Genomic DNA, 25,510 nt, shown 5'->3' with positions numbered 1-25,510 from the left:
TATCAATCCTGTTGCAAATCCTGTATGTGCGAACGCGGCGGATAGACAATCTGCTTGCAACCGACATCGCGCGTCACCACGCTGCCCGCGCCCACCACACTGCCGGAACCGATACGTATGCCTTGAATGATGGTGGCGCCGGTGCCGATGTGCACCTTGTCGCCCAATTCCACCCCGCCACTCAACACCGCACCGGGCGCGATGTGTACATCGCGGCCAACGCAACAATCGTGCTCGACAATCGCCCCGCTATTGACTATGCAGTTTTCAGCAATTTTTGTGCCTGCCTGAATAATGACACCCGCCATAACCTGTACGCCCTCAGCCAGTTGCACATCGCCCGCAGCAAACGCGCGGGGATCGACTACCGTTTGAAACCGATAACCTTGCGCCACACATCGTTGATACAAGGTTGCCCGTAAGTCGGCGTCGCCTGGCAGAGAGCCTATGCCGTTGACTAACGCGATACCATCCGTTGCATAAGCTCGTATTGCCGAGTCATCGCCCAATATCCTGACCCCGAAATGCTCGCTTCCGGGCAATCGGTGAGGATCGGCGATGCCCAATATCTCAATCTCCAACCGCCGTAACATGTCGAGCAGTACCCGCGCATGTCCGCCACTTCCCAGCAAAATGACCGGCTTACTCATTCGATCAAGTCATCCACGTCGTAACCACGGCGACTGGTTTGACCAAGCAATCGCCAATATTCCATCGGACTCAGGCCGGTTCCAGGCCGCTTGGTCGTCAAATTTTCGGCGCTAAAAGCTTCACCGGCTGCTATCGAACTATTCGCCACCAAACTTTTGCGGGCGACCGTGCGATTTTCTAATTCCACGGCTTGTGGCATCTTGCCGGGACGGCCAAGCGCCTGTTCGACAGCGCGAATATCCCGCACCATTTGCTTTAATTCAGCGGGTTCCAGTGACACTTGGTGATCCGGACCTTGTTGACTGCGATCCAAGGTAAAATGTTTTTCGATCAATACTGCGCCCCGCGCCACAGCGGCAATCGGCACGACCAGCCCTTCGGTGTGATCCGAATAACCGACCGGCAGGCAAAAAGCCTGCTGCAACACATCCATTGCCCGCAAATTCACATCCTTCAGCGGCGTCGGGTACTCGCTGGTGCAATGCAGCAAGGTGATTTTTTCATGTAAAACCGCTTGCCCCGTTTCCGAACTATATGCTTGCTGAAATGCCGCCGGATACGGTTGCCCCCCACCCAACAAGCCAAACGCCAAAACCCCCAGCGCGGCCTCCACCTCACCTAGCGTGGCCATGCCGGTGGAGACAATGATGTCCTTGCCGGTTTGGGCATGGGCCAGTAAAAAAGGCCCGTTGGTAATCTCGCCCGACGGAATTTTCAGTTTGCATAGACCGAGTTCGTCCACCAAAAACGCCAGACTATCGAAATCAAATGCGGTCGAAAGAAACTCGATACCTAGGCTTTGGCAATAGTCACGTAACTGAAAATGAAACTCGTATTTCAGCTCCAGCTTGCGCAACATGTCCAATTGGCTTTCGGCGGCGCCTGTCGTGTGTTTTTGATAGTCGGCCTTACTCGCGGACTGGGTGACCAGTTTTTCGGCTTTGAAGGTCTGGAACTTCACGGCATCAGCACCCGCCGCGACTGCGGCATCTACCAATTGCATGGCGGATTGCAAACTGCCGTTATGGTTGACACCCGCCTCGGCAATAATGAACACACTCATTCAAGCACCTCTAAATCGAAAAAACGCTTCTTCAGCAGCCCATTTATCGGCGTCTGTTTCAGTAACTCTTTGATCTTCAACGATGCACCGCCTCGTCCGTAGGGATTTTCAACCTGCGCCAAGGTGTCGGAAAATTCCTCAGAAAATACCGTGAGCAAGGCAGCGCGGATCGCATCGGCCTGCGGCTCACAATGCAATACGCTATCCGCGCAAATTCTTCCACGCTGGCGGTCGCCAATATTCACGGTGGCGACATGAAAAGCCGGCGCTTCTATGATGCCGCTGGACGAATTGCCGACGACCGCATCAACCTGCTGCAAGGTTGACAAATAGCGCAAAGAACCCAGGGACACATAGCTGCTTACTCGGCTGGGATGGCGTTGCCGATACTCATCTATCATGCTGGCGATAACCCTGCCGTCGGCATCGGCGTTGGCATGGGTGAATATGATATGAACATCGTCGAACTCATCCAAAGCCCGCAGCAGCTGGGCAAACTGCTCAGCCGCCGTCGCCGCTTCCAAAGTCACCGGATGAAAGGTGACCAACAGGTTACGTGTCCCAAACTTGAAATCCAGCGCTTGTTCCAGCTCAGTTTTATCCAGCAATGGCAACTTATAAACGCTGTCCAGTCCCGGCGCACCGACATTGAACACGCGATCAGGCTGCTCACCGAGCTGAATCACCCGCTGCCGATACACCTCGGTTGAGGTGAAATGTAGATGAGCCATTTTGGTAATAGCGTGGCGAATGGCATCGTCGACCGCGCCTTCGGTAAGTTCGCCGCCGTGGATATGTGCGATGGGGAGGCGCAAGTTCATTGCTGCCTGCGCCGCCGCGAATATTTCGAAGCGATCACCCAGCACAACGACGATGTCCGGTTGTAAATCGTCTAAGGCATCGGCGAAACCGATCAAGCCCAAACCCATTGCCTTACTGATGCCCACCGGCGTATCCGACGATAGCAGCATTTCCACCTTGCGGTTGATCGTGAAGCCGTCAGCAGCGATTTGCTGCCAGGTCAAACCGAACTCTGGCGACAAGTGCATGCCGGTCACTATCAGCTGCAATTCCAAATCCGGATCGGTTTGAATTTCCTTCAACAGCCAGTACAACAAACCGTACTCGGCTCTGGAGCCAGTGACGACACAGATTTTGCGTGGTGTGGCGACCATCATAAAACCACGCTGCTGGGCACGTTGACCAGCCGATCCGCGAGATAGCGCGATTGAGCCAAGCTATCACGTTGGCAATGTTGGTACATCGGCAAATCCGGCATCAGTTCCCATAGCGGTCGAGTCATCACCCCCTGGGCATTGCTGTATTCCAGGAAGGCGTCACGCTGCTGCATGTCGTCCAGCAATAAGGCATTCAGCCAATAATTGGATTGAGCACTGGTCGGTTCCGCGAAAATGTGCGCACCGTTGGCTTGCGCCCAGTCCCGATAGCGCTCGGCCAATGCGCGTTTGCATTCGACAAAACTCGGCAATTGTTCCAGTTGGGCCAGACCCAATGCGGCGTTCAGGTTCGGCATGCGGTAGTTGTAGCCGATTTGATCGTGTGCGAATTTCCAGGCATGCGGCATTTTGGCAGTGGTCGTCAGATGCTTGGCTCGGCGCGCCAGATCCTCGTCGTCGGTCAAAATCATACCGCCGCCGCCGGTGGTGATGATTTTGTTACCATTAAAACTTAGCACACCCAGCTTGCCGAAAGTGCCGCAATGCTGACCGTTGAGTCGACTGCCCAAGGCCTCAGCCGCGTCTTCGACCAACGGTATGCCATGGCCATCACATACCTTTAACAACCCGGTCAACTCACACGGATGGCCGAAGGTATGCATCGGTAGACAAGCCGCGATGCGCTTACCGCTGCTTTTGTTATATATACCGCCATCACGGCGTTCGCCGTAGCATTCCAGAAAATTGCTTAGGGCGGTCGGCGACAAACCCAGCGTCGCCGCATCAATATCCACAAACACCGGCTCCGCGCCGCAGTAATGAATCGCATTGCAGGTAGCAACGAAAGTCACGGCTTGAGTAATCACTTCGTCGCCCGGCTCAACACCAGCGAGCAACAGGGCGATGTGCAAGGCGGCCGTGCCATTGACAGTCGCCACCGCGTGCTTGGCACCGGTATATTCGCCAATCTTAGTTTCGAACTCGCTGACATAGGGGCCGACGCTGGAGACGAAGGTGCTATCAATTACATCCAGCAGATACTGTTTTTCATTGCCGGCGAAGCGTGGTTCATGCAAGGGGATGAAGGTGTCGGTCTGGTAAATCTCCCGTACAAAGTCGACGAAACGATCAAACATTGTAAATATCCGCTTTATATCGTTTCAGATTGTCCGCATTGCCGAACCAGGCCACGGTGCGACGCAAACCTTCCTCCAAAGTCACTTGCGGGGCAAAACCGGTCAATTGCTTGATCTTGCTGTTGTCGCACCACAAGCGGTTCACTTCGGACTTTTCCGGACGTAGCCTTTGTTCATCCACCAAAAACTCCACATCGCTGGCCATGATGTTTTTAATCAGGTTTAGCGTGTCGCCGACAGAAATTTCAAAGTTGGAACCGATATTCACCGTTTCGCCGATGGCTTGCGCCGCTTCGGCCAGGGCGATAAAACCCCGGCAGGTATCTTCCACATAATTGAAATCACGCGTCGGCGAAACGTCGCCCAGTTGAATCTGTTTTTTACCGGCGGCAATCTGGGTGATGATGGTGGGAATCACGGCGCGCGCCGACTGTCGGGGACCATAAGTATTGAAAGGCCGTGCGATAGTGACAGGCAAATTGAACGCATTGAAAAAACTCATCGCCATCGCATCGGCGGCAATTTTCGAAGCACTGTAGGGCGATTGCGGTTGCAACGGATGCTTTTCATCGATAGGCACGTATTGCGCGGTGCCGTATACCTCGCTGGTTGAAGTATGAATCAGGCGTTTAACGCCATTGTCCCGAGCCGCCTGGCAGATATTTAATGTACCGCGAATGTTGGTATCGACATAGCTATCCGGCGCTTGATAGGAATACGGAATCGCGATCAGCGCCGCCAGATGAAACACCGTATCAATATCGCGGCAGGCAAGCCGGCAAAACTGCGGATCGCGCACATCGCCGCTGACCACTTCAATATCGTCTTTGCAGGTGGCATCCTCCAGCCAACCCCAGGAATTAAACGAATTATATTGCGCCAGCGCCCGCACCTGAAAACCGCGCGCCGCGAGCATTTCCACCAGATGCGAGCCGATAAAACCGTCGGCGCCGGTGACTAAAACCTTATTCATACCAGTCCTTGTTTAATGTACGCCTCAGCAATGGCCCAATCTTCTTCGGTATCTATGTCCAGACTTTGGATCGCATTCGTCACCAGCGGCACCGTTTTTGGCGGATAAAACGATTTGTGTTCCAGCAAGTAATCGGTCTTGCATAAGTACATAGCGCCGTTTGGTGTCAGCAATGGCTGGCTCTGCTGACGCGATGTCTGGGTTGGTTTATCGCTATCCAAAGGTTGCATAAAGCCGCTCTCAACTCGAAACAGCGTAGTCAAATCGCGGTGAATTTCCTTGCAACCCACCACGGCTTCCGCTTGTCCTGACTTTAGAATCGACCAAGCCTGACGAATTATAGTCGGGGAACGAAATGGCGAAGTGGGTTGCAACCACATCAGCCAATCGGGAAGGTAACCGTAGGTGTGTAGAAACCAGTCGAGAGCGTGCTCTGCCACTTGAATAGCGGAAGCAGTATCCGTGGAAAAATCTGCCGGTCGCAAGAACGGCGCCGACAAACCTATTCGCTCGGCTACGTCTGCATAATTTGCGGAATCGGTCGATAGAATGGCTAGGCAATCGGATAAATTCGCTTCCGATACGGCCGTGGCAGTCCAAGATAGTAGTGGCTTATCGCCAAGCAACTTGATATTTTTGTCGGCCACCCCCTTTGAACCACTACGCGCAGGAATAACGATGAGTGTGTTAATTTGCATTGTCGTGTTTTAATTTGTCCAGGAAAACTAAAATTCCATACAAGGATAGACTTATCTGCTTTAGCCTGCGGCGCCACATCCGGCTCCATCAAAATTGGATTTGATACACCACAGTTATGACTTCGCGACCCTTACGCGCGGCGATATTCATGCCCCGCGCCAATTCATTCTACATATCTTTACTATTCGGTTTAAAAAGAGGTTTAGAGCGGCTCGGTGTTGAGGTCTTTGCCTCTGTCAGCCATTACGAAGAATCTTGCTTACTGGAATTTTGTCATCAGTTCAAACCCGACCTGATCTTCGAGATGAATCGAGCTCGCAGTGCGCTGCCCAATCTACCGACACCTATCAAGCATATTGCTTGGATTGTCGACACTTTGGGCCACACAGTCGATTACTACCATGGCAGTGACATAACCTATTTCTTCGGTGGAAATTGGAAGCGCGCTTTCACTGCGTCGGGAGGGCTGGTCGACTGGTTACCGCCGGGCACCTGCGAAATGAGTTATCACTTTCAGCCCACTCAACCGCTCTCGGATTTTTCGTTCGTTGGCCACATTCCCAAACCCTGGACCGAGGAAGAGCTGTCTCGAGAAATTTGCATACATCAGCAAGAGCGCATCAACTTTGGTAAATTGCACGACGAGTTAATCGCGCATTGGCAAACCATCAGTTTCGAAAACTTCGAAAACGTAACCTATCTTAATTCCGCCTACCAACTGATGGAAGAACGCTATGGCTACACGGGGGAGATCGCCGATCAGCGGCTACGTTATGATCTGGGCTGTCGAATGATTAGATTGCGAAATCGGCACCAACTGATGTCCCTGGTCATGGAAAACTCGTCGTCAGTACGAATCTACGGCTCGGAAAACTGGGCAGACTGGCCGCAATACCGCCCGCACTACCATCACTTTGTTGATCATAGTCATGAACTAAAGCAGATTTATCAGTCCACCAAATTGAATCTGCACGAGGGTGTTGGCCCGCATTTTCGGGTATTTGATGCGATGTCGGCCGGTGGTTTGATGTTCGTTAAACGAACGCCTGACGATAAAGCCGAAGGCGGCATCCTGGAAATCTTTGAACCCTTCGAACACTACGTACCGTTTTTGGAACACGATTTTACCGAGCACGCTAACAAATACCTGCATGACGCCCCAGCGCGGCAAAGAATCGTCAATAATGCTGCCAAACAAATCCAGGCACATCACACTTGGACGCACCGAGCCCGTAAGATCATTAAGGATTATTACCGTGTACTCTAATTCCGAACTAACCGGGCAATGGGGCATGGCCGAGTTTTACGCCGAACATGTGCACAGTCATATACACGCTGATCCGCAGCTGACTTTGCAAAAGTATCGAAGCAGGATTCACTCCGAACTTGCAAAATTCGGCATGTCTATCGAACAACTCCGCGACAAAACCGTCCTTGATATCGGTTCGGGCTGGCAGGCCATCGTATTCCAAGAGCAGGGCTGCCGGCAGATTTACCACCTGGACATCAATGCCAAACATGTCGAATTTTTAAATAGTTACTTAGCCAGGCACGGCATAAGGAATGTTATCAGTGAACACACCGACATCAGCCGTTCGCTCGGTTCCGCACAAAACATTGATTTGGCCTTCGTGGCAGGGGTGTACCACCACCTGACGGACCGCGAAGGGTTTCTGCGCCACCTTCTCCCCAAGATGGCAAAAAACAGCGACATTTTATTTCGAGTTTATCGAGCCGGAACCTGGAGCCGCTGGCTGGTGGCAATTTTAAGAACGGCCAGTGTCGGCCGTTTAGCGCCTGAAGATTTGCTGAGTGCATACGGGCTCTTGCACCCTTTCGAACGCGATAATCAGTTTGTTGGAGACTTGATCGATGATCTCCTTACCCCGGAATGGCTGGCATTCCGCCCGCAGCAGTTTAACGCCGATGCCCAAAACCTAGCGATAAAATGCCAGTGTTTCGGGCCTGAGTTCGACTTCGATTTTTCGGAACAGGACGAAAACTTTCGGGTGAAGTGGCATATCGAGAATCCTGCGACCAGCAGACTTGGCAACAGGATGATCGAAACAGGCCACGCCCATGCAGAAGCGGCTGTTACTAGCGTATCCAAAATCGCAGATTTGGCAGACAAATTGGCCAGTCTTATGGACAGTCTCAGTAACTACGCCAAGCGCGATGCTGCGACTGTACTCGTAGCCTTGTATTTTTTGGTTAGAAATCACAATAGTACCGATGCATTTCGCGGCGAAATCGCCACCGCCACCAGCAACCTTAACCTGGAGGATTGGCGTATCGCGCAACTACATGCGTCCATCACCCACTTCCGAGACTGGCTAAACCGATGAACATACTGGGTATTACTTCCGGCAGCGAAAGCGGTGCTTGCCTGTTTCAAAACGGCCGCATGGTGCTAGCGGTGAGTGAAGAACGCTTGACTCGTAAGAAATTTGACGATCACTTTCCCGCCCTATCAATTACCTGGATACTTCAGGAGAGTGACTTATCGCATACCGACATTGACTTGATCTGTTACGGCTTTAGCCTGACATTTGCTGATGCTCAGGCCGAGCAAACCTACATCGACAACTTATTATCGGCGGAAACACTTGGGGACGAGACCAGCCGCGCCATCATCGAACAACGCATCAACACCGAGCGGCAAATCGATAAAACCAAACGCCAGGCATTTTTCACCGAGATTCGTGACCTGTTTCCAGATACACCGATTTACAACTGTAGCCATCATCAATCACACCAAGCAGCGGCTTTTGCCCCCTCTCCGTTTGCTGACGCCCTTGTGGTTACTGCCGATGGCCGCGGCGACTTCAAATCACTGACGATTAGCCGCGCCAATCGCCATAACGGCATCCAAGAATTTTATGCTAGTCCCAGTTGGCGTAGCCTCGGCTACTTTTATGGCAGGATCACCCATCTATGCGGTTTTACGGCCAACCGCCACGAAGGTAAAGTGACGGGGCTTGCCGCTCTGGGCAACCCAAAAGTTGCACAAGACTTTATTGAACAAATCATTCGTCTGGAACAAGGAGACATTTGCCCGGCATTCGGCGAACTCTACACCCCGTTTTTCAGCAATTACTCGGCGGCGTTGACCGAACACGCCGCACGCTTCAGTCGTGAGGATCTGGCTGCCGCGGCACAACAGCAACTGGAGCATATCGTCTGCCGCTTGGTCGAGACCCATGCAAAATCCACCGGTATACGTCAAATCTGTTTGGCCGGCGGCGTATTCGCCAACGTCAAATTGAATCAGAAAATCCGCCAACTTGACTGCGTTGACGAAGTCTTCATCTATCCAGCCATGAGCGATAGCGGCATCTGTGCCGGAAGTGTTTACCACTATCTCTTGGAGAACGGACAGAGTATCCCGGAAATACAGCAGGTATTTTTAGGGCCAGACTGCAACTTGGCGCACTATGACGCGGATCTTTATCGGCGCGGCATCAAGGCAACGACGGACATCAAACCTATAGACCGCCTGATCGGATTACTGGAACGACAAGCAGTCGTGGGATTGATTGAGGGACGCAGCGAATTTGGTCCGCGCGCTTTGGGCCACAGAAGCATTATCGCCTCGGCATTCGATAAAACCATGACGGAACGCATCAATCACAAATTACAGCGGGATGATTTTATGCCGTTCGCGCCCAGCATCGCTGTCGATTTTGCTGAACGTTGCCTGGAAAACTACCACCCGTCCTGTTTATCGGCTAATTTTATGACGCTTAGTTTTCCGGTAAAGGCGGAGTTCGCTGAAAATTCACCGGCAGCAATCCACGTGGACAATACTGTAAGGCCGCAAATCGTCACACCCGACACTAACCCGTTTTTTTACGCGTTACTAGTGGCTTGGCAGCGCAAGACTGGCGGACTATGCTTACTCAATACTTCATTCAATATCCACGAAGAACCCATCGTCAACAGTGTGGACGATGTTATCCGAGCACTAGAGCATGACGCTGTCGATCTCGTATTCACGCCACCCAATTTATTTTTAACTCGATCACCATAGGTTTACTGATGACTCAGCCGCAAAAATTCTCTGACTTGCTTGATCGCCATTGCGTCCATCCGTGGGCGGACGTCTGGATTAATACAGCTGGCGACGTCACGTGCTGCACTCAAAATCGAACTCGCTTCGGCAATATCCATGAACAGCCTATCGAAGAAATGTGGAATTCTGACGCGGCTCAGTCAGTACGAAAACTAATTGGGGAAAATAAATACATGGCGGCTGGCTGCGCTCCGGAGTGCCCCTTCCTGCGTGGGGCAAAAACCGAAGGTCAAATGCCACCGCCGCCTAAAGAGCAGATTAATTTGGATTTCGATGTTCCCGAACCCGGCACCGCCCTGGCCAAAAACGTCGCAACGGTCGTTGACGACTATCAACTCAAACGTTTGCGCGTTTCAGGCTTACCGATTTATGTGGATACTCAACCAATACTGCGCTGCAATTCCGACTGTTTCATGTGTAATCAGGAACATCTCAGCACCATGGAACATGCCGACCCAATATTGGAGAAAATCGAAACGCTAAAGGACACCGCTAAAGTGTTCAGATGGCAGGGGGGCGAAGTGTTCAGTAGTAAACGTTTCTTCAATTATCTGGAAAACTTCGACTCATACTGTAACCCAGATTTGATCAAGTATGTGATTACCAACGGGAGTTTACTGACTAAGGAACGCCTAATCGCTCTGACGAATGTTGAAAATCCGGTGTATTTTTTAGTTTCGATCGACGGCGTCACAAAACAGACTTACGAGAAAATTCGGGTTGGACTGAGTTATGAACGGGTCATCGAATGCTTATTTAATTTAGCGGAAATCCAAGCCAAGTCTCCTAGCAATCGAATCCTGGTATGCTGGAACTATGTCGTGATGAACAGTACGCTCGATGAAATGCGTGAAGCGATCGATTTAGCGGCCCACCTCAATATCGATTTAAATTTCGCCGCACTGCAAGGTGAATTTCCGGACGAAAATATTTTCCGCTACTCGCTTTATACCCCTGAACTATTGATTCATCGATTCGCTGAATTGCAAGAGTACAGCAAAACAAAAAGTATCGCCGTCAGCGGCTTTGACGGCATGATATACCGTATTAAACAACGTCAAGACTATCTGGCAGCCAACCAAATGCAAAGCTGCAATTAAAATTGCCCTAAATTGCCAAGCTATCTACTCTAAATAGCTTGGCGTTCGACTTTGTTTATCTAACTATCGGATAAACGATATAACTCTTCGCAAAGTCTGATCCTGGGAGTAAATTGCCATTCGCTATACGAGAAGCCTATGGCTTTAGTCCTTTCGCCGCCCGCTGCCGGTAACGCAAAATCTATTTTCGAATCGGACTTAAACGTCGATACGACTAAAGAAGCTAACTCTTCAGCGGTATAAGATTCTTCGGACCATATTTCGAAACATTTTTGCGAATTCCCCGGTTTCTGTAATATTTCAGCAATTTCTAAAATCGAGTCGATAACGTCTCGAATATGCGTAAAGTGAAACCGCGTTTCGTTATCAAACACCCTGACTAGTTCATTTTGTCTAGCTCTTTTAACGAAAGTCGGCAATAATTTATTGACGTGATCTCTCTTGCCACCATAGACATCCGATAAACGGCAAATTGCCGAAGAAATATTAAAGCTATTTGAAAAAGCCAGAATCAATTGTTCTGCAGCACGCTTCGAAATCGCGTAAATATGATCGACATTCACGTCGACATCATCCAGTCTGTCGTAAAAAGATACTTCCCGAGTACTCAGATATATAAATAACGGCTTATTTTTGCCTAACTCAGATTGAGCAGCAACCAACTCAACTAAATTGGTGGTCGCCAACACTGTCGAACTCACGCACTCCATGGGCTTAGCCCTAGCTTCGCTCACCCTTGAAACACCCGCCGCGTGGATAACCACATCGATATCCTTTAAGAGCGGCGCTAGCGCCTGCCTTTCCAATAAATCCAGATGAGTATATTCAATACCGAGATTCAGGAAGTCGCCAATCGTATCCTCATCCGGAATAGCTCTATCTACCCCGGACACTTTATAACCTAACGAGGCCAAAGCCACTGCCAACTCGCTACCGACAAACCCCGATATACCGGTAATGAAATATTTAGTAGCCATCAAAAAACTCCCGAACGGCTGTTATTACGTAATCGCACTGGTCGTTATCAAGAAAGGGGTGAATTGGTAAAGACAAAACCTCTCTCGACACACGCTCAGTCATGGGCAACTCTATATTTCCTAAATTTAGATATTGATTATGGTGTAACGGGGTTTCCCAATGTATAAAACATTCAACGCCTTTTGCCTGCAGATATTTCAATAATAAATCCCGATCCTCAGATAGGATAGGAAAGCTACTAAAGGTATCAAAATAACCGGAGTCCTCAGGTGGCTGCGGTAATTTAATTCCACTAACACTACCCAAACCTTGGTGATAACGACCCGCTAATTCTCGGCGACGCTTTACATCATCGGCAAAGTATTTGAAATTGACATTTAACAAGGCGGCCTGCAAATTGTCCAACCTCGAGTTAAAACCAAAAGATATTAGCGCTTTAGTTGCATTTTGACCGTGATTCCGCAAAACCTTTAATTGCTCAGCTAATGAGGCACTGTTAGTCGTGATTACTCCCCCATCGCCATAACAATGCAGATTTTTCATTGGATGCAAACTAAAAGCATTCGCTACGCCGAAACTGCCTGCATGGCGCCCGTCAATATGTGCCCCCAATGACTGAGCAGCGTCTTCAATGACATGTAAACCGTATTTCTCAGCGACGGCCAATATCGCCGACATATTGCAGCACCTACCATTCATGTGCACGGGGATAATCACTTTAGTCGCACCGGAAAGCACTTGTTCCAGTTTATCGGCAGCCATGTTGAAATCATCAGCGATATCGATCAGTATGGGCTTCGCCCCACAATGGACGACGGCTGCCAGGGTCGCCACAAAGGTGTGCGCAACGGTTATAACCTCGTCGCCAGGCCCGATATTCAACGCTTTTAATGCCAAAAACAAAGCATCGGTTCCGCTATTGACCCCTATGGCATAACCAACACCCAGCATATCGGCTATAGAAGTTTCAAACTGAGAAACCTCGTCACGTAAAACGTAGCCTGCGCTACTTCCTATGGCCTCAAAAGCCCTTGTTAATTCGTTTTTACGCTGCTCAAACTCCGCTTTTAATCCAACATAAGGTACTAAAAATGCGTTGCTAGTATCCAATTACCCACTCCAAAACACTCCTGATAATCACTGTGAACATCACCCCAGAAAGGCCGCCGCAATTAGCGATGCGGTATTCGCCTGACGAGCAACATCTGTCCGAAAAGCGTCGATTCTACGGCGTATTGCCTCGCTATCGACGCGGGCAAGATAATCGGCAAGATTTAAAAAATCGTCGTCTTCCATGACCAAACCTATGCCGTAATACTCCAAAAACTCGGCTACATAAGCTGATCGCCGGTTGACCAACGGAATGATGCCTGCCTCCAAATAAAGAGAAAGTTTGCCAGGCAACCCATTTTTATCCAGCCAATCCAATTCGGATCCGGCCGCAGGCAGAGCTTCGTTTGCCAAATAGGGTGCCAACAGACCAAACTCGAACTCCGCCAAAGTCTCCAAGAGATCAAACTCCGGCTGTCTGGCCCGAACTTCAATGTCACCATTCTCATACTGCAAAGATCGACTTACCGCAGACTTTGCATCGTATAACACGACGGTCATCCCTCGCTCGGCGGCCTTTCTGGCCAGATCAAGTACCGCAAACTCGGGCGTCCCAGGCGTCATTGAGCCGGCATAGACCAATGAGTATGGCTTTCTGCGCAAGCCACTGAACGTATTGAAAATACAAGTCGGCTCGATCCAGGTCATATTGCAAAAACGGGATTCAGGCCGATGCCATGAGTAAGAGGCACTACTGTTAGCCAACGCAAAACGATGGAGGCGAAACCATTCCGAATTAATAATGGGATCGGGCGGATCAACTTCGTAGGCAAAAGGTACGGAGCGAATTTGCTTTATGGCGCTCAGCAAGGGCAATGCAAGACGATAAAAAAGCGGCTGCGAAGGAAACGTGGTGGTTACCGCAATCGGTTTTAACGCTAAAACCGCCTCGAACAACGACCGTCCGCTGTCGCTGACCGAAATTGCCGTAGGAAACGCTTTGGCGTAATGCCGAGCGATGGCATCATTGATCGAATGTACCAATACCGGATACAAATCGGTGTACTCGGATAACAATTTGGCATGCCGAACATGTTCGAAACTGACTCCGAAAAAAACCACAATTTTCCCGGAAAACTGCTCGGAAATTCGATTGATTTCGGCCGCTTCGGGCAAGTCAAACTCAGACTTTGAAAACAAATCCCTGTTAGCAATCTCGGCGAACAAACCCAGAAACGCATCCAAATTTCGCTCTATAACGGCCATTAATAGTATGATTTTTATTTAGTTTAAATTCGTCGACATCAACCCAAAAGCCATTTATTCCGTGAAATAACTTATATGCGCCATCAAAAGTCATGAAGCGATAAACAGGTTAATATTGGGACGATTCCGTACAAATTATAACATGGCAACATCGGCTATAATCTGCTTAACTCGGCTGTCCCATGTATGGTGTGCTGAAATAATTTCCAAGACTTCTTTCTGCGCCTTACTGCCCTGGTAATTAACCGCTCTTGCCATCTGATAAACCTCTTCGAAATTCAGCCACTTAAATTCGTAATAGTGCGTTTGTGCCTGAAAAAAATCTGAAAGTCCGCGAGTATAAACTATTTCACCGGGCTGATAGTCATCGTAATCCCCCTCTATATACCACATTAACAATCCACCTGATGCCATACAATCAATGGCGCGAAAATGAAATCCTACACCATCGTGCAAATTAATTTTGGCGGCCTGATGAATCCGATTTATTTCGCTAGGATCCTCCACATAATGCTTATAATACCGCCGATATTCCGGCCAAAGCCTCCAGTTTTCGCTACCATATATTACTAGGGACTGCGTATGGCGCAATGCATAATTGATCAAGCCAGTTCTGTTATTCATGCGCTTAATTCTAACTAGAAGATCATAATAGACTTCCTGACTTAAGCGACAGGTAGTTCCCAATAGCTGCTTAACAATGCCGTTGATCACTTCCGCACAGGAATCATGGGTTTGCTCCTGATAGGTATTTACCCGCATGTATTCAGCATAACGGCGCAAGACAACTTCGAAACTGACCGAATTATCCTGATCCCCTAGAGGTCTGGATAACTCCTCAGGTGACCAGGGTTTGGGAATATGTCCGATAAAACTGAACTCGAACGGAATAGCGTAATTATGTCGGCAAGGAAAAAAAGTATCGCGACAAGTTCCGGGCGGCAACCACTTTAACAAGCTCCCCGTATTAAACGTATCAACCCATCCCGGATCAAAGGTATAAGTAATATCACTGCCTTTGATTTGATTTTCGCCCCTCCCCAACATATCCACTACCCAGGAAACGTGCAAAACATCAAACTGATATAACACCGGTATTTCATCCTTAACCCGATTCATCTCGAAAATAGCACACGGCTTGTTTTCTTTTATCCAGCCAACTATTTCCGGCTCCGTCAATAACCGGCAACCACCGCTAACCAACAAGCCTTGCTTTTTAAAGGCTCTTGACAAACATTGAAACAGCCTCCTGTGAAATGCACTTTCACTTGGCATAAATATCGAGATATGCTTAATCATTAACTATGCAGCGAAACTTCCATAAAGGCCAAAACCCTAGAATAACAACACCACCTTTTACTTCAGTTCAAAGCTTGGTTCTGCCAAAATTTTCGAATGTCAGATCCGGATTTTGCATATTCTAAGGAATCTTCGATCAGCGGCATTCCATAATATTCAATTGCCCGTCTACCAAAATGATCAGTAATTTTATCAAGAGACATAATTTTACAAAACGAACACTGTGCACAGGTAGTATTGCCTGGTTGGGTAACTACTTGCACATAATCTGCATATTCGGTCGAATTCAGAACGGCATCCAAACCATCGTCAAATATATTCCCTAGCCGCTGTTTGCCATAACAGGTCCAAATATCTCCTGAATAATTCGCATATAACCTATCTTTATATCCGGTACAATTCTCTCGACGTGCAAATCCAACCCCGGATTTAAAAATATCGCCATCAAAATGCATAGGGCTTGGGTGGCTAACAATTAAATTTTTAACCTGTTCTAGCATTGCTTCTGCAAGTGGCATATCGTATATCAACAATTCTCCGGCCAATTGCTTATTCGGTTGGCGCAACTCCAAAAAACCAATCCGGAAAGAACTAAAATTATGCTCCAATAAATAACGGGTAAGTATCGGCAATTCGGTGAGATTGCAACGCATTGCCACGGCATTGCAGGCTAAATAAGGTCTTACGGAACCCAGCCGATACTTTGCTTCGTTAATTAACTCAATAGCTTGGGCTATCTCCGAGAAACCTAAACCTCCCCGTATTTTTTTAACAGTCTCATCGGTAGCGCCGTCCACGGAAATAGACAGCAACATCAAACCTGATTTGACGATAGCCTCAGCATCAGCGTAGCTGCGTATGCGTTTGGCATTGGTCTGTACAGAAACATTTGTTCCCAATCCATATAGATACTTGACTATATTCAATATATCCGGATTTATAAAAGGTTCACTACCATCACCAATATGGACCTGACTAAAGTTCTCGAAACCCGATTTAATTTTTTTCAGCTTTTCTAACGGCATTATTTGGAATTTTTTTAATCCATCATGAAAAGTACACATTGCACAACTGATATTGCATCCCAGAGAAACTTCCAAATGTAAATTGGGCAATGGTTTACTTTCAACCAGATTACCAAGCCACTCGCCATTCATTAACATACAAGCATCCGTATTCTATTTTTGTAGGCATCCATCGAGTCTAGACACCAATGAGTTTAAGACGCGACCAGCAATAGCCTCATAAGAAAATAACTCAAGCGTTTTAAGATAGGCCTTTTCAGCCTTGCTTACCCGAATGTGCTCATGATTGAGGTAAAATCTAACTTTTTCGACAAGATCTGTTTCATCTTCATAATAAACCACCTCATCTTCCGAGTAATATTCCGATAATGGCGCCGCATCGTTATATATGCGTTTAGATAGCATGAAGGCTCCCGAGGCCATAATTTCTAATGCCCTCATATGTAGCGTAGTGCCCGGGCTACCGTTAAAACAAATTTTTGAGCGACTCATCAGCTGGTTAATCCGCTCGCCGTTGTCAGCGACACCCTTGGCGTAGCTGGAAAACGTTGGATATTTCTCCCAGTTCCTGCCATAAATTGCCAGTCGTAATTCCAAATCGGACTGAACTAACGCCTGAATTGGCCGAGTCTTCATACCCATCAGATAATCGGCATGAAAACGAGTGGATGCTCCGGCCATTAATTTGTTAATCAACATTTTATCGATATCTAATCCATGATCTTTCAATAACTGCCACATCAAATAAAAATTTCCGCCCTGGTTATCAATACAAAACTCATGAAATTGGTTAACTGCCAAAGAATCAATATAGTTCACCAATATTTTATAAATTTCATATATTTGCTGTGCCGTTAGATATCCATTCTGCAACAGTAGCCGCTCATTATCATCGTATTGCCAGCCAAATTCTTCGGATAATCTGAAGGGTTGAAAAGTTTTTCCAGGCTCAATGAGGTGACTAATCACCAAGAAGTCATAGTCATAATCGTTTCGAGACAGTGGATAATAATATTTATCGTTAAAACCCACGGGCAAATGTTCGAATGGGACATCCTGATATAGCTCATTTTCATTCATTGCCATCCAATGTTTTGAAAAAACAAAGGTAAAATCTCGCGAGGTTAAAACTGTCTGATTGCCCGTAATATTCGGGAGCATATCTTGTATCCAATTTACGAACGGCACTTCTTTTGGCATGCATTCATATTCGTGACGAAAATGATCTATTGTCAAAATAATATCCGGTCTAAATTGGTTAATTTCTGCTATCAGATGCTCTACGTTGGTTAAATAATAATTTTCTGATTCACTTAATAGATTAATCGACGCGCCCAGTCGCTCAAAACCATCCAGCCAATCCCGCATACAATATTTCAGAAAACTGGAAAATCGCGAGATAAAGCCCATGACGCGCAACGGTTCTACACACTCCTGACTAAACTTATGCCGCCACTGCTCCGGTGTAATCCCTTCATAGTAGTCCGCCACCGCCTTTAAATTTGCGAGATGCCTTTGCGAGCGGCTTTCCTTGGCATCTAAAGTCAATTGGTACAGACTGGCAGCGTTCACGGAGGGTTGCGGATTCAGCTCAAACAACACATCCGGCAGGGCAGCTTCGAACCTAGCAAACTCGCGGGCCAACTCGCGTTCACTATCGCCGCCGTGGAAAATCTGTAGACGGCGCGCGCCTATCAATCCACTTAAATCGTGGAGTAGCAAATTCAACAACCAAACTTCCGGCATTGACTCGATCAGATAAATGGGCACTTCAAATTCTGCCATTTCGGTGATCGGCAGCGTAGTAGCATTAAAAACTGCGAATAACTCATAGCCGGAGCCCAATCCCACTAAGGCGTAGCAGCAGGTATTTTCACGCGTCATCTGGGTGGCATTGTTCTCGATCAGGCGTTTATGCTCAAGCAGGGCGACATTATCAAGCCTATAAATTTCGGCGCCGTCAAGCTCCACAGCGACCTGCCAACATTCCTCGCCTATCATCCGATCAAGGATCACAGTAAGCTGTTGCTGTTTCCACGCAGCCAGCAGGCCGTCTTTCAACTCAGGCCGATAGCGCGCCAAACATGCCAAATTGGTTTGGATATTGGCTGCACAACGCTGGCGCAATGCGAGGTCGCCGGTCATTAAACGCAGTTTAGCGCCGCATAGTTCTTGCAATACGGGGATAGACGCGGATATGTGTGCGTCGGGGTCGATACTCAACGTACTTAAGTCCGTCAAAGTAATCACGCGCTGCGCCGCCGCGCGATAGGTGAATCGATCTGCCAAGCCTTCCGGTGCCTTGGCCGGTTGCAGTCTGTGCGCCAGGATATGTCGTAGCTCCTGCACCGTTTTAAAGAATAAACAATACTCGTCCCAATGCGGCGGTTCAGCAACGTCTCGACAATCGTACACCACGGGAATGCATCCGCAGGCCGCCACTTCCGCCAAACGCTGGGAATTGATTTCAAAGGGATGGCAGACCAATGCATACCGAGCACCGCGATAGACATCGGCAACGGCCTGCCCATGGGTGAGCTCGCCAAGGTAATACGGCGCTACCGCGCTATCCTGATCCCAATACCGCCCATACACTTCAACCGGCAAATCGGGCGTGTCGCAGAGCCATTGCACCGCATGATCACGAATCACATAATGCAACAGTTTCCAAAATACAAATTCGTAACTTAGCCCAGCCGCTTCGGCAACATGGTTGACTGTTGCCTCATCGAAACAGTCACCACTTGCCATCAACGCCGCCAATTCGCTCACTGCTTGCTGATGCTGTTGATTCTCCCGATTCACGACTGGCAGGTAAGAACTGCCGATGAAGACGATTTTGTCAGTCCGAATACCGACATTGGTGAGGTTGAACACTTCGTCATCAATCACAAAATGCAGGCGCTCGACCCTAGTGGCATTTACCTGCGCCAGGTAACGGTCAAATAGCGGTGAAATCGAAAAATTGAAATCCCTAGTCCGCCAATTTAAGGTTTGCCCGGCCTTCAGCTGCGGCATCAAATCCTGCCACCAAATCACGTTGACGATGTCGTCATGCATGAAGCTGTTCTGCAAACTGTTGACATAAAAACAAGCCTGGGGATCGAAATTAATATATTTTTCCAACATAGAGACCATATTTCCGCATTCCATATCATTCGACTGCAGGTAGAACATGACCTCCCACCCCAGCGCGGCAAAGGCCTTGGCGATGCCTTGGGAGCTATATTGCATGACCGTAGTCAAGCGGCTGGTCGGGATAAAAATTCTCGGTGCTTGATTTTGGTATAGCCTGGGCTTTTGCAGTTTGGCTTTATGCAACAAGCGCTGCACCAGCCACAAGCGCCGGCGTTTAATCGATTCAGTGGCGGCGGCAATATCCTGTCTGACTGCCGCTTTAACCTCTGCGTCCAAATCCTCCGGAATCTCGATGTTTTCTGGCATGCGCAACAACGAACGAATGAAAAACTCTTCGTAATCGGGCAACTCCAGATGAACCAGATTCTCGAGACTGTGTTCCGGCAATTCGCCGCGGTAATAACAAATCTGTAAACCATCGATGGTGGGATGACCGCAATTGATTCGATTGCCTTGTTTTGCCACATTCAACGCCAGCAGCGGATCAACAAAGTAAGTATCGAAATGCACATATTCAGGGACACGATACTGGTGGCGATACGCCAATACCTCGTCAATGACATCGGCAGGCATGTCATTGAGACGCACCTCGTCATCTTGAGAAATCCCAATCAAACGCGGAATCGGGAGATGGTTGTGGGAGAAAAATTCGACAAACTTGTCCGCGGGTACTTGAATAAAGTTCGGCAGCGCAATGTCGGTCAGCAGGCCGTCGTAATAGCAATATTGCAGCCGTTCAACGCCATTGGCATCGCGCAGCCATTGTTGTTTAGCCGCCTCGGCGTAAGCATCCTGGATATCCAGAAAAAAAATATCTGCCAGCACCAAAGTCACCAACGCGTCAGGATCGATCAAATAAAATTGATGTGTTCCGGCGGATTTTTCAAATCCCACAGAAATTTGTTCACGTAATCCTGCCGGCAGCCGATGGCGCAGTCTTTATGCACATCCACCGACTCGGCCACGTCTTTATGTACCTGCCAATAGCGTTCGCTGGTGGCTACCAAATCGTAAAAAGAGTCGGTATGCAAATCGCCTATGTAAAAGCGCTCTTTATTGAAGAACGGCCCGCAGGGATAGATTTTGCCGTTGCCGGAAATCTGCAATAAAAACGGCGTGCCGAAACATTGGTCGTATTTGCGGTAGCCGTCCTTATACAGATTGGTTTCGCCGGCAGCATTGATCTTGTTCCACTTGGCCTGGACCACATAGTTTTCATTGCTCAGCGCCTCGGCCTGCTTCAGAACGTCGCCTATTTTCAGATAGGCATCGTAATCGATACCAATTTCCTTGTACTCGGAATCCGAGCAATGTTTGATCACGAAATAATCCACACCCAGTTCGGCGCCCAGTTTGGCTTCGGCCAGCACTTCGTCAAAGCATTCCGGTATCAACACCATCTGCAAACCCAGCGTGCATTTGTAGTTGTTTTCTTTTTTAATTTTCACCAGCTCGCGAATTTTCTCGATCAATAGATGAAAATTGGCTTCCTTGGACTGATGCACCCGGCGAAAACCTTCCGGCGTGCCGGCGGATAGATTGAAGCGGATGTAGCTCATGTTTTTCAGCAAGTCATGCGCGCGATCCATATCCAGCAAAAGGCCGTTAGTGGCCATCGCAGTATCTATACCCAATTCGCCGGCCAACACGGTGGCATCGTAGAGTGTCGGGTTCAAGGTCGGTTCGCCGTCACCGATAAAACCTAACGAGCGCACCCCCAATTTACCGCAGTCACGCACAAAATTCAGCAAAGCTTCCCGGCCGATCATGGTGCCCTTGGTCATGTTCTGCACCACCGCATAACAATACAAACAGGCAGTATTGCAAAACTTGGTCAGGCCCATATCGATATGCACCGGCGCAAAGCGCTGACCGTTTTGCCAGGCCTGCACTCTATCCAAATGGTGCATCATTTTGTGGCCGTCAAAACGAAAGCGTTCTTTCTGAGTGCGAAAACTCGGGCCGGTAAACTGGTTGGGCACATGTTGCTCGTGCTCGTTGCCTGCTTCCAGGCGGATGATGCCTTCTTGGTCATCATGAGCAATGGTTTTCAACTTTTGACCCGGCAATTTGTCCAACTGACTGGTGTCGATAACCTGATAGTCGTTCGACAAGGCGCTACGATCGACAATATTATTGGAGGTGCGCAATTTATGGCCGGGCTGACTGAACATCGGCACATTGTCGGGTATATCAGTCACTGCGCTGTTGCCGAAGCGATTGGTTTGTTCAATTTTGGACATGGTCTGATGCTCTATTTTATTCGTTAAAACGGGCCGACAAAACTGCGGTCGGGCTGATCTTTCGGCAAATCGGACTGCATATCACTGATTACCGACTCTATAAACTCCGATTTAGCCAACATGTCCAATACGGCACAGGCGATTTGCTCGGCTCCCGGATAATAGTGGTTGGCGGCAAAATGCGAGGTTGGCACCGGATGGTTGGGATAAGCGATCAAACGCGGCACGTGCTTCAATCTACCTCCATGCGCCAGCACCAGCTTGGACAGCAGTTGATGGCCGATAGATGCCATTTCCGGCGCACAATCCGCTATTAACAGTTTGCCGCCGGTTTTAGCCAACGACACGGCAACGCTGTCCACATCCAAGCCATTCACACAGCGCATATCCAAGACTTCGGCATCGACACCATATTTCGCCAGTACCGTGGCGGCTTTCAAGGCTTCGATACTCATGTGCGAGAAGCCGGCCAAGGTAATATCGGCACCTTGCCGTAACACGGCCGCGCCGGTCAGCGCTGCAGCAGGGCGCTCTTTATCCACCTCACCTTGAATATGGTGCAACCAGCGGTGCTCGATGAACAGCACAGGATTATTGTCGGCAATCGCCGCCAGCATAAAATGATAGGCATCGCCGGCGGTGGTCGGCATCACCACTTTCAAACCCGGCACTTGCGCGAACATAGCTTGCAGGCTTTGCGAATGTTGTGGCCCTTGCCCCCAACCGCGACCGATGATCACCCGAATCACCAGCGGAACCTGTTGCTGACCAGCAAACATGTAATGCCATTTCGCCGCGTTATTGACCAATTGATCGACCGACAGCAAGGCAAAATCGATACGCTGATGTACCAGCACCGGCCGCATGCCGGCCAGCGCCGCGCCGATGCAAATGCCGGTCATGCCGTTTTCCGCCAATGGCATGTCCAGCACTCGCTCCGCGCCGTATTTTTCACGTAAACCCTGGGTGGTGCCGAATATGGTTTTCGGGTCTGGCACACCTTCGCCGATCAATAACATTTCCGGAAATTTGGCCAACGCATCGTCCAACGCTTCCCGAATCGCCGCACCGTAGGTCATCACTTTTACATCATGCATACAGATGCTGCCTCATGCTTTCTATGGTGGGACGCGTACCTTGCAAAGCCCAAGCAAATGCCTGCTCTATTTCTAACCTGAGCGCGGCTTCCATAGCCGCCAGTTCCTCGTCATTGCAGACTTGCTGCGCCAGTAAGCTCTGCTGGGTATGCAATAGCGGACAACGCAATTTCCACGCCGCCAATTCGCCGGGGCTGCGATAGCCCAAGTCATCGTCTTCGTTGGGTCCGCAGTGTTCCGGCCAGCGGTGGGTATGCAATTCCAAAAACTGTGGACCTAAGCCGTTGCGGGCATTGGCAACAGCTACTTGCGCCAGTTCATATACCTCATCGACCCGATTGCCGTCGCCACTAACGGCCGTTAAACCGTGAGCAGCGGCAATTTTATAAATATCGCGCTTGGGTTGACGCTCCGCTAAGGACGTCATCACCGAGTATTGATTGTTCTCACAGACAAACAACAACGGTAGCTGCTTTAGCACTGCGAAATTGAGAGTTTCGTGCATCACACCTTCTTCAAAGCAACCATCGCCAAAGAAAATCACCACGACGTTGGTCGCTTCCGGCATCCTGCCTCCCGCGACACTGGCACATCCCTGTGCGGCGCCGGATTTTTTCATCTGCTCGGCCCAGGCATAACCTGCGGCTAATGGCACGGTGCCGCCGACGATAGGCGTGGACGCAACAAACCCGGCTTCCAAGTCAGTTAGATGCATTGACCCACCCCGGCCGCCGCAACAGCCTTCGGCAAAACCGTACAACTCCGCCAATAAGCGTAGCAGATCGCCGCCTTTAGCCAAATAGTGGCCGTGGCCGCGATGATTGCTGAACACCTTGTCTTGAACGGTCAAATGCGCGCAAACCCCGACTGCAATCGCTTCTTCGCCAATACAAAGATGGGTCGGACAACGCATTTGTTGCTCGGCATAGCGCCGGGCAATCGCCTCTTCAGCACGGCGGATACGTAGCATTTGGAAATACAGGTGCTTCAAATCGGCAGATGCTGGACTCATACGGCTCATTTCAACAAGGTGGTAATGTATTTGAACAAGGCCACTGCCCGCACCGGCTCACGATTACAGACAATCTGCACATCCAAGGCGGCAGCGGCACTACCGGCAAACAAGGCTTGCTCCGGTGACAAACCGGCACCCAGACACAAGCCGGCTACAGACAAAAAGGCATCTCCGGCACCAATTCGGTCCACCACTTTGGAGGACAAGGCGGGAATCTTGTATGCGGTTTTAGCTTGATCCAGCATCAATGCACCTTTAGTACCGCGGGTAATGGCGACATGCTTGGCGCTTAACTTGTCGGCCAACTGTCCAGCCAATTCCTCGATGGCACCGCCTCTATCGTGGCTCGCCAGTCGTAATTCCGGTTCGTTCAACGACAAAAAATCCGCGTTCGGATAACGCGTGATCAAGTGGTAACCGCGATTGCCGCTATTGACCTGCGCATTCACCGCCAAATATTTAGCGCCTTTGGATAAGGCCGCGACCATTTGATTGGAGATAAAACCGTTACCAAAATCCGGCACGATTACCACATCGTAATCACGCAAATGCTTGTCCAGCCAAACCACGATCTTGCGATTGGTTTCCTCAGGCAGGGGCGCATCGTTATAAAAATACACTTCAAATAACTTGGCGATGTCGGCATCGACATAACGTCGCTTGACAATCGTCGGCCGATCCTGACTAAAGAAAAACACCGGATCGATGGCCGGATTAAGGTTGGTGCGAATGAAATCTTCGTGGCTTTTAGTCGCCCCCAAGCCGGACAGCAAGGTGACATTGTGAGCAAATTCCGCCACATGATTGGCCACCGCAATGGCACCGCCGGCAAAGCGTTCGTAATCGTTGTATTTGACTGAAAACACATTACCTTTGCCGGTCTGGCCCAAGGGCGAGGTGTAATGATATTCGTCGACTATCGCTTCGCCCACCACCAACACATTCAAGCCGCTCAAGCCCTTGAGTTTGTCGATAATCTCGTTGGCACCGACACTGTCTTTGAACTGATCCAGATACGCAGAAATTTCCGGGGAAAACACCTCAAAATATTCGTTCAGTAAGCGCGTCGAACTGGAGGTCAGTTCATCGGTAAAGTAAATCTTGCCGCCGTGTCGTTCGACTGCGTCTTTTTCGTGCTGAATATTGCCGGTCAGATCGTCGCTGGTGCTTTTGTAATCACTACCCTTCACATATAAATCGGGCTTGACCTGATCCAACACTTCCACGGCGGTAATCGCATGATTGATAGCCACACTATCGACGCAAGCCAACGCCGCAATATTTTCGGCACGCAAGTATTGATTAAACACCGGCCGGCCCGGACCTTTATTGACGTACTCGTCGGCGGTGACGCTCACCAACAAGGCATCGGCCTGCCGAGCGCCGCTTTGCAGATGGCGAATATGGCCGATATGCAGCAAATCGAAGGTGCCGTGGCATAAGGCTACGGTTTTACCTTGGGCTTTCAGCTCTACGGCGCGTTGCGCCAGTTGTTCGATGGAAACGATTTTTTCCGTGGACATACGT

20 protein-coding genes are annotated in these 25,510 nt (G+C 49.4%); 4 read left to right on the top strand and 16 right to left on the bottom strand.

The genetic code is table 11. The features are described from left to right. Positions 1–2: 2 nt before the first annotated feature. The 6 genes from EBA_RS04095 to EBA_RS04070 are packed head-to-tail and all read right to left on the bottom strand — an operon-like array spanning position 3 to position 5,699. Positions 3–650, bottom strand: a complete 648-nt coding sequence (locus EBA_RS04095; protein ID WP_192373475.1) for an acetyltransferase — start codon at positions 648–650, stop codon at positions 3–5. After that, complete coding sequence (neuB, locus tag EBA_RS04090; protein ID WP_192373474.1) at positions 647–1,714, bottom strand: N-acetylneuraminate synthase; 1,068 nt, start codon at positions 1,712–1,714, stop codon at positions 647–649. Before neuB ends, EBA_RS04095 begins: the two co-directional genes overlap by 4 nt. Beyond that, positions 1,711–2,892 (bottom strand): UDP-N-acetylglucosamine 2-epimerase, encoded by a 1,182-nt coding sequence (gene neuC, locus EBA_RS04085; RefSeq protein ID WP_225615897.1) that lies wholly within the window; start codon positions 2,890–2,892, stop codon positions 1,711–1,713. The genes neuB and neuC overlap by 4 nt, the downstream gene beginning before the upstream one ends. Then, positions 2,889–4,028 (bottom strand): LegC family aminotransferase, encoded by a 1,140-nt coding sequence (locus tag EBA_RS04080; RefSeq protein ID WP_192373473.1) that lies wholly within the window; start codon positions 4,026–4,028, stop codon positions 2,889–2,891. The genes neuC and EBA_RS04080 overlap by 4 nt, the downstream gene beginning before the upstream one ends. Next, positions 4,021–5,001: an NAD-dependent 4,6-dehydratase LegB gene (locus tag EBA_RS04075; protein ID WP_192373472.1), complete on the bottom strand. Its 981-nt coding sequence runs from the start codon at positions 4,999–5,001 to the stop codon at positions 4,021–4,023. The genes EBA_RS04080 and EBA_RS04075 overlap by 8 nt, the downstream gene beginning before the upstream one ends. Next, positions 4,998–5,699 carry an acylneuraminate cytidylyltransferase family protein gene (locus EBA_RS04070; protein ID WP_192373471.1) on the bottom strand — a complete coding sequence of 234 codons (702 nt, stop codon included), beginning with the start codon at positions 5,697–5,699 and terminating at the stop codon, positions 4,998–5,000. The genes EBA_RS04075 and EBA_RS04070 overlap by 4 nt, the downstream gene beginning before the upstream one ends. A gap of 116 nt (positions 5,700–5,815) precedes the next feature. Here EBA_RS04070 and EBA_RS04065 point away from each other — a divergent pair, with 116 nt between their 5' ends. The 4 genes from EBA_RS04065 to EBA_RS04050 are packed head-to-tail and all read left to right on the top strand — an operon-like array spanning position 5,816 to position 10,872. Further along, positions 5,816–6,967, top strand: a complete 1,152-nt coding sequence (locus EBA_RS04065) for a glycosyltransferase family protein (protein ID WP_192373470.1) — start codon at positions 5,816–5,818, stop codon at positions 6,965–6,967. Beyond that, a complete protein-coding gene (locus tag EBA_RS04060) occupies positions 6,957–8,045 on the top strand; it encodes a class I SAM-dependent methyltransferase (protein WP_192373469.1) in 1,089 nt (362 codons plus the stop codon). Before EBA_RS04065 ends, EBA_RS04060 begins: the two co-directional genes overlap by 11 nt. After that, positions 8,042–9,730: a carbamoyltransferase C-terminal domain-containing protein gene (locus tag EBA_RS04055; protein WP_192373468.1), complete on the top strand. Its 1,689-nt coding sequence runs from the start codon at positions 8,042–8,044 to the stop codon at positions 9,728–9,730. The genes EBA_RS04060 and EBA_RS04055 overlap by 4 nt, the downstream gene beginning before the upstream one ends. Before the next feature lie 8 nt (positions 9,731–9,738). Next, positions 9,739–10,872, top strand: coding sequence for an SPASM domain-containing protein (locus EBA_RS04050; protein WP_192373467.1), 1,134 nt, complete (start codon positions 9,739–9,741; stop codon positions 10,870–10,872). Positions 10,873–10,931: 59 nt separating this feature from the next. Here the strand turns inward: EBA_RS04050 and EBA_RS04045 are convergent, their stop codons facing one another. The 10 genes from EBA_RS04045 to EBA_RS04000 form a co-directional block, all read right to left on the bottom strand. Beyond that, complete coding sequence (locus EBA_RS04045) at positions 10,932–11,849, bottom strand: NAD-dependent epimerase/dehydratase family protein (protein ID WP_192373466.1); 918 nt, start codon at positions 11,847–11,849, stop codon at positions 10,932–10,934. Further along, a complete protein-coding gene (locus tag EBA_RS04040) occupies positions 11,839–12,960 on the bottom strand; it encodes a DegT/DnrJ/EryC1/StrS family aminotransferase (RefSeq protein ID WP_192373465.1) in 1,122 nt (373 codons plus the stop codon). Before EBA_RS04040 ends, EBA_RS04045 begins: the two co-directional genes overlap by 11 nt. Before the next feature lie 39 nt (positions 12,961–12,999). Continuing rightward, positions 13,000–14,166: a hypothetical protein gene (locus EBA_RS04035; protein ID WP_192373464.1), complete on the bottom strand. Its 1,167-nt coding sequence runs from the start codon at positions 14,164–14,166 to the stop codon at positions 13,000–13,002. 135 nt (positions 14,167–14,301) lie between these two features. Continuing rightward, positions 14,302–15,465, bottom strand: coding sequence for a CgeB family protein (locus tag EBA_RS04030; RefSeq protein WP_192373463.1), 1,164 nt, complete (start codon positions 15,463–15,465; stop codon positions 14,302–14,304). Positions 15,466–15,527: 62 nt separating this feature from the next. Continuing rightward, positions 15,528–16,628 (bottom strand): radical SAM protein, encoded by a 1,101-nt coding sequence (locus EBA_RS04025; RefSeq protein ID WP_192373462.1) that lies wholly within the window; start codon positions 16,626–16,628, stop codon positions 15,528–15,530. A 15-nt stretch (positions 16,629–16,643) separates the two neighbouring features. After that, on the bottom strand, positions 16,644–20,522 hold the full coding sequence (locus tag EBA_RS04020) for a glycosyltransferase family protein (protein WP_229427823.1): 3,879 nt from the start codon (positions 20,520–20,522) through the stop codon (positions 16,644–16,646). Further along, positions 20,480–21,871 (bottom strand): radical SAM protein, encoded by a 1,392-nt coding sequence (locus EBA_RS04015; RefSeq protein ID WP_192373461.1) that lies wholly within the window; start codon positions 21,869–21,871, stop codon positions 20,480–20,482. Before EBA_RS04015 ends, EBA_RS04020 begins: the two co-directional genes overlap by 43 nt. Before the next feature lie 23 nt (positions 21,872–21,894). Continuing rightward, positions 21,895–22,968, bottom strand: a complete 1,074-nt coding sequence (locus EBA_RS04010; protein ID WP_192373460.1) for an alpha-ketoacid dehydrogenase subunit beta — start codon at positions 22,966–22,968, stop codon at positions 21,895–21,897. Beyond that, positions 22,961–23,980, bottom strand: a complete 1,020-nt coding sequence (locus tag EBA_RS04005; protein ID WP_225615895.1) for a thiamine pyrophosphate-dependent dehydrogenase E1 component subunit alpha — start codon at positions 23,978–23,980, stop codon at positions 22,961–22,963. Before EBA_RS04005 ends, EBA_RS04010 begins: the two co-directional genes overlap by 8 nt. Before the next feature lie 5 nt (positions 23,981–23,985). Further along, positions 23,986–25,506 (bottom strand): PfkB family carbohydrate kinase, encoded by a 1,521-nt coding sequence (locus EBA_RS04000; RefSeq protein WP_192373458.1) that lies wholly within the window; start codon positions 25,504–25,506, stop codon positions 23,986–23,988. Positions 25,507–25,510: the final 4 nt, after the last annotated feature.

Source organism: Methylomonas albis (assembly GCF_014850955.1).
In the GTDB taxonomy this organism is placed as follows: domain Bacteria; phylum Pseudomonadota; class Gammaproteobacteria; order Methylococcales; family Methylomonadaceae; genus Methylomonas; species Methylomonas albis.
Note: the sequence above shows the minus strand (reverse complement) of the source record. Positions and strands in the feature narration are given on the sequence as shown.

Excerpts from the sequence above, each read along its gene's own strand:
- EBA_RS04095 (WP_192373475.1), bottom strand. The coding sequence starts at position 650 with ATGAGTAAGCCGGTCATTTTGCTGGGAAGTGGCGGACATGCGCGGGTA.
- neuB (WP_192373474.1), bottom strand. The coding sequence starts at position 1,714 with ATGAGTGTGTTCATTATTGCCGAGGCGGGTGTCAACCATAACGGCAGT.
- neuC (WP_225615897.1), bottom strand. The coding sequence starts at position 2,892 with ATGATGGTCGCCACACCACGCAAAATCTGTGTCGTCACTGGCTCCAGA.
- EBA_RS04080 (WP_192373473.1), bottom strand. The coding sequence starts at position 4,028 with ATGTTTGATCGTTTCGTCGACTTTGTACGGGAGATTTACCAGACCGAC.
- EBA_RS04075 (WP_192373472.1), bottom strand. The coding sequence starts at position 5,001 with ATGAATAAGGTTTTAGTCACCGGCGCCGACGGTTTTATCGGCTCGCAT.
- EBA_RS04070 (WP_192373471.1), bottom strand. The coding sequence starts at position 5,699 with ATGCAAATTAACACACTCATCGTTATTCCTGCGCGTAGTGGTTCAAAG.
- EBA_RS04065 (WP_192373470.1), top strand. The coding sequence starts at position 5,816 with ATGACTTCGCGACCCTTACGCGCGGCGATATTCATGCCCCGCGCCAAT.
- EBA_RS04055 (WP_192373468.1), top strand. The coding sequence starts at position 8,042 with ATGAACATACTGGGTATTACTTCCGGCAGCGAAAGCGGTGCTTGCCTG.
- EBA_RS04050 (WP_192373467.1), top strand. The coding sequence starts at position 9,739 with ATGACTCAGCCGCAAAAATTCTCTGACTTGCTTGATCGCCATTGCGTC.
- EBA_RS04045 (WP_192373466.1), bottom strand. The coding sequence starts at position 11,849 with ATGGCTACTAAATATTTCATTACCGGTATATCGGGGTTTGTCGGTAGC.
- EBA_RS04035 (WP_192373464.1), bottom strand. The coding sequence starts at position 14,166 with ATGGCCGTTATAGAGCGAAATTTGGATGCGTTTCTGGGTTTGTTCGCC.
- EBA_RS04030 (WP_192373463.1), bottom strand. The coding sequence starts at position 15,465 with ATGATTAAGCATATCTCGATATTTATGCCAAGTGAAAGTGCATTTCAC.
- EBA_RS04025 (WP_192373462.1), bottom strand. The coding sequence starts at position 16,628 with ATGTTAATGAATGGCGAGTGGCTTGGTAATCTGGTTGAAAGTAAACCA.
- EBA_RS04015 (WP_192373461.1), bottom strand. The coding sequence starts at position 21,871 with ATGTCCAAAATTGAACAAACCAATCGCTTCGGCAACAGCGCAGTGACT.
- EBA_RS04010 (WP_192373460.1), bottom strand. The coding sequence starts at position 22,968 with ATGCATGATGTAAAAGTGATGACCTACGGTGCGGCGATTCGGGAAGCG.
- EBA_RS04005 (WP_225615895.1), bottom strand. The coding sequence starts at position 23,980 with ATGAGTCCAGCATCTGCCGATTTGAAGCACCTGTATTTCCAAATGCTA.
- EBA_RS04000 (WP_192373458.1), bottom strand. The coding sequence starts at position 25,506 with ATGTCCACGGAAAAAATCGTTTCCATCGAACAACTGGCGCAACGCGCC.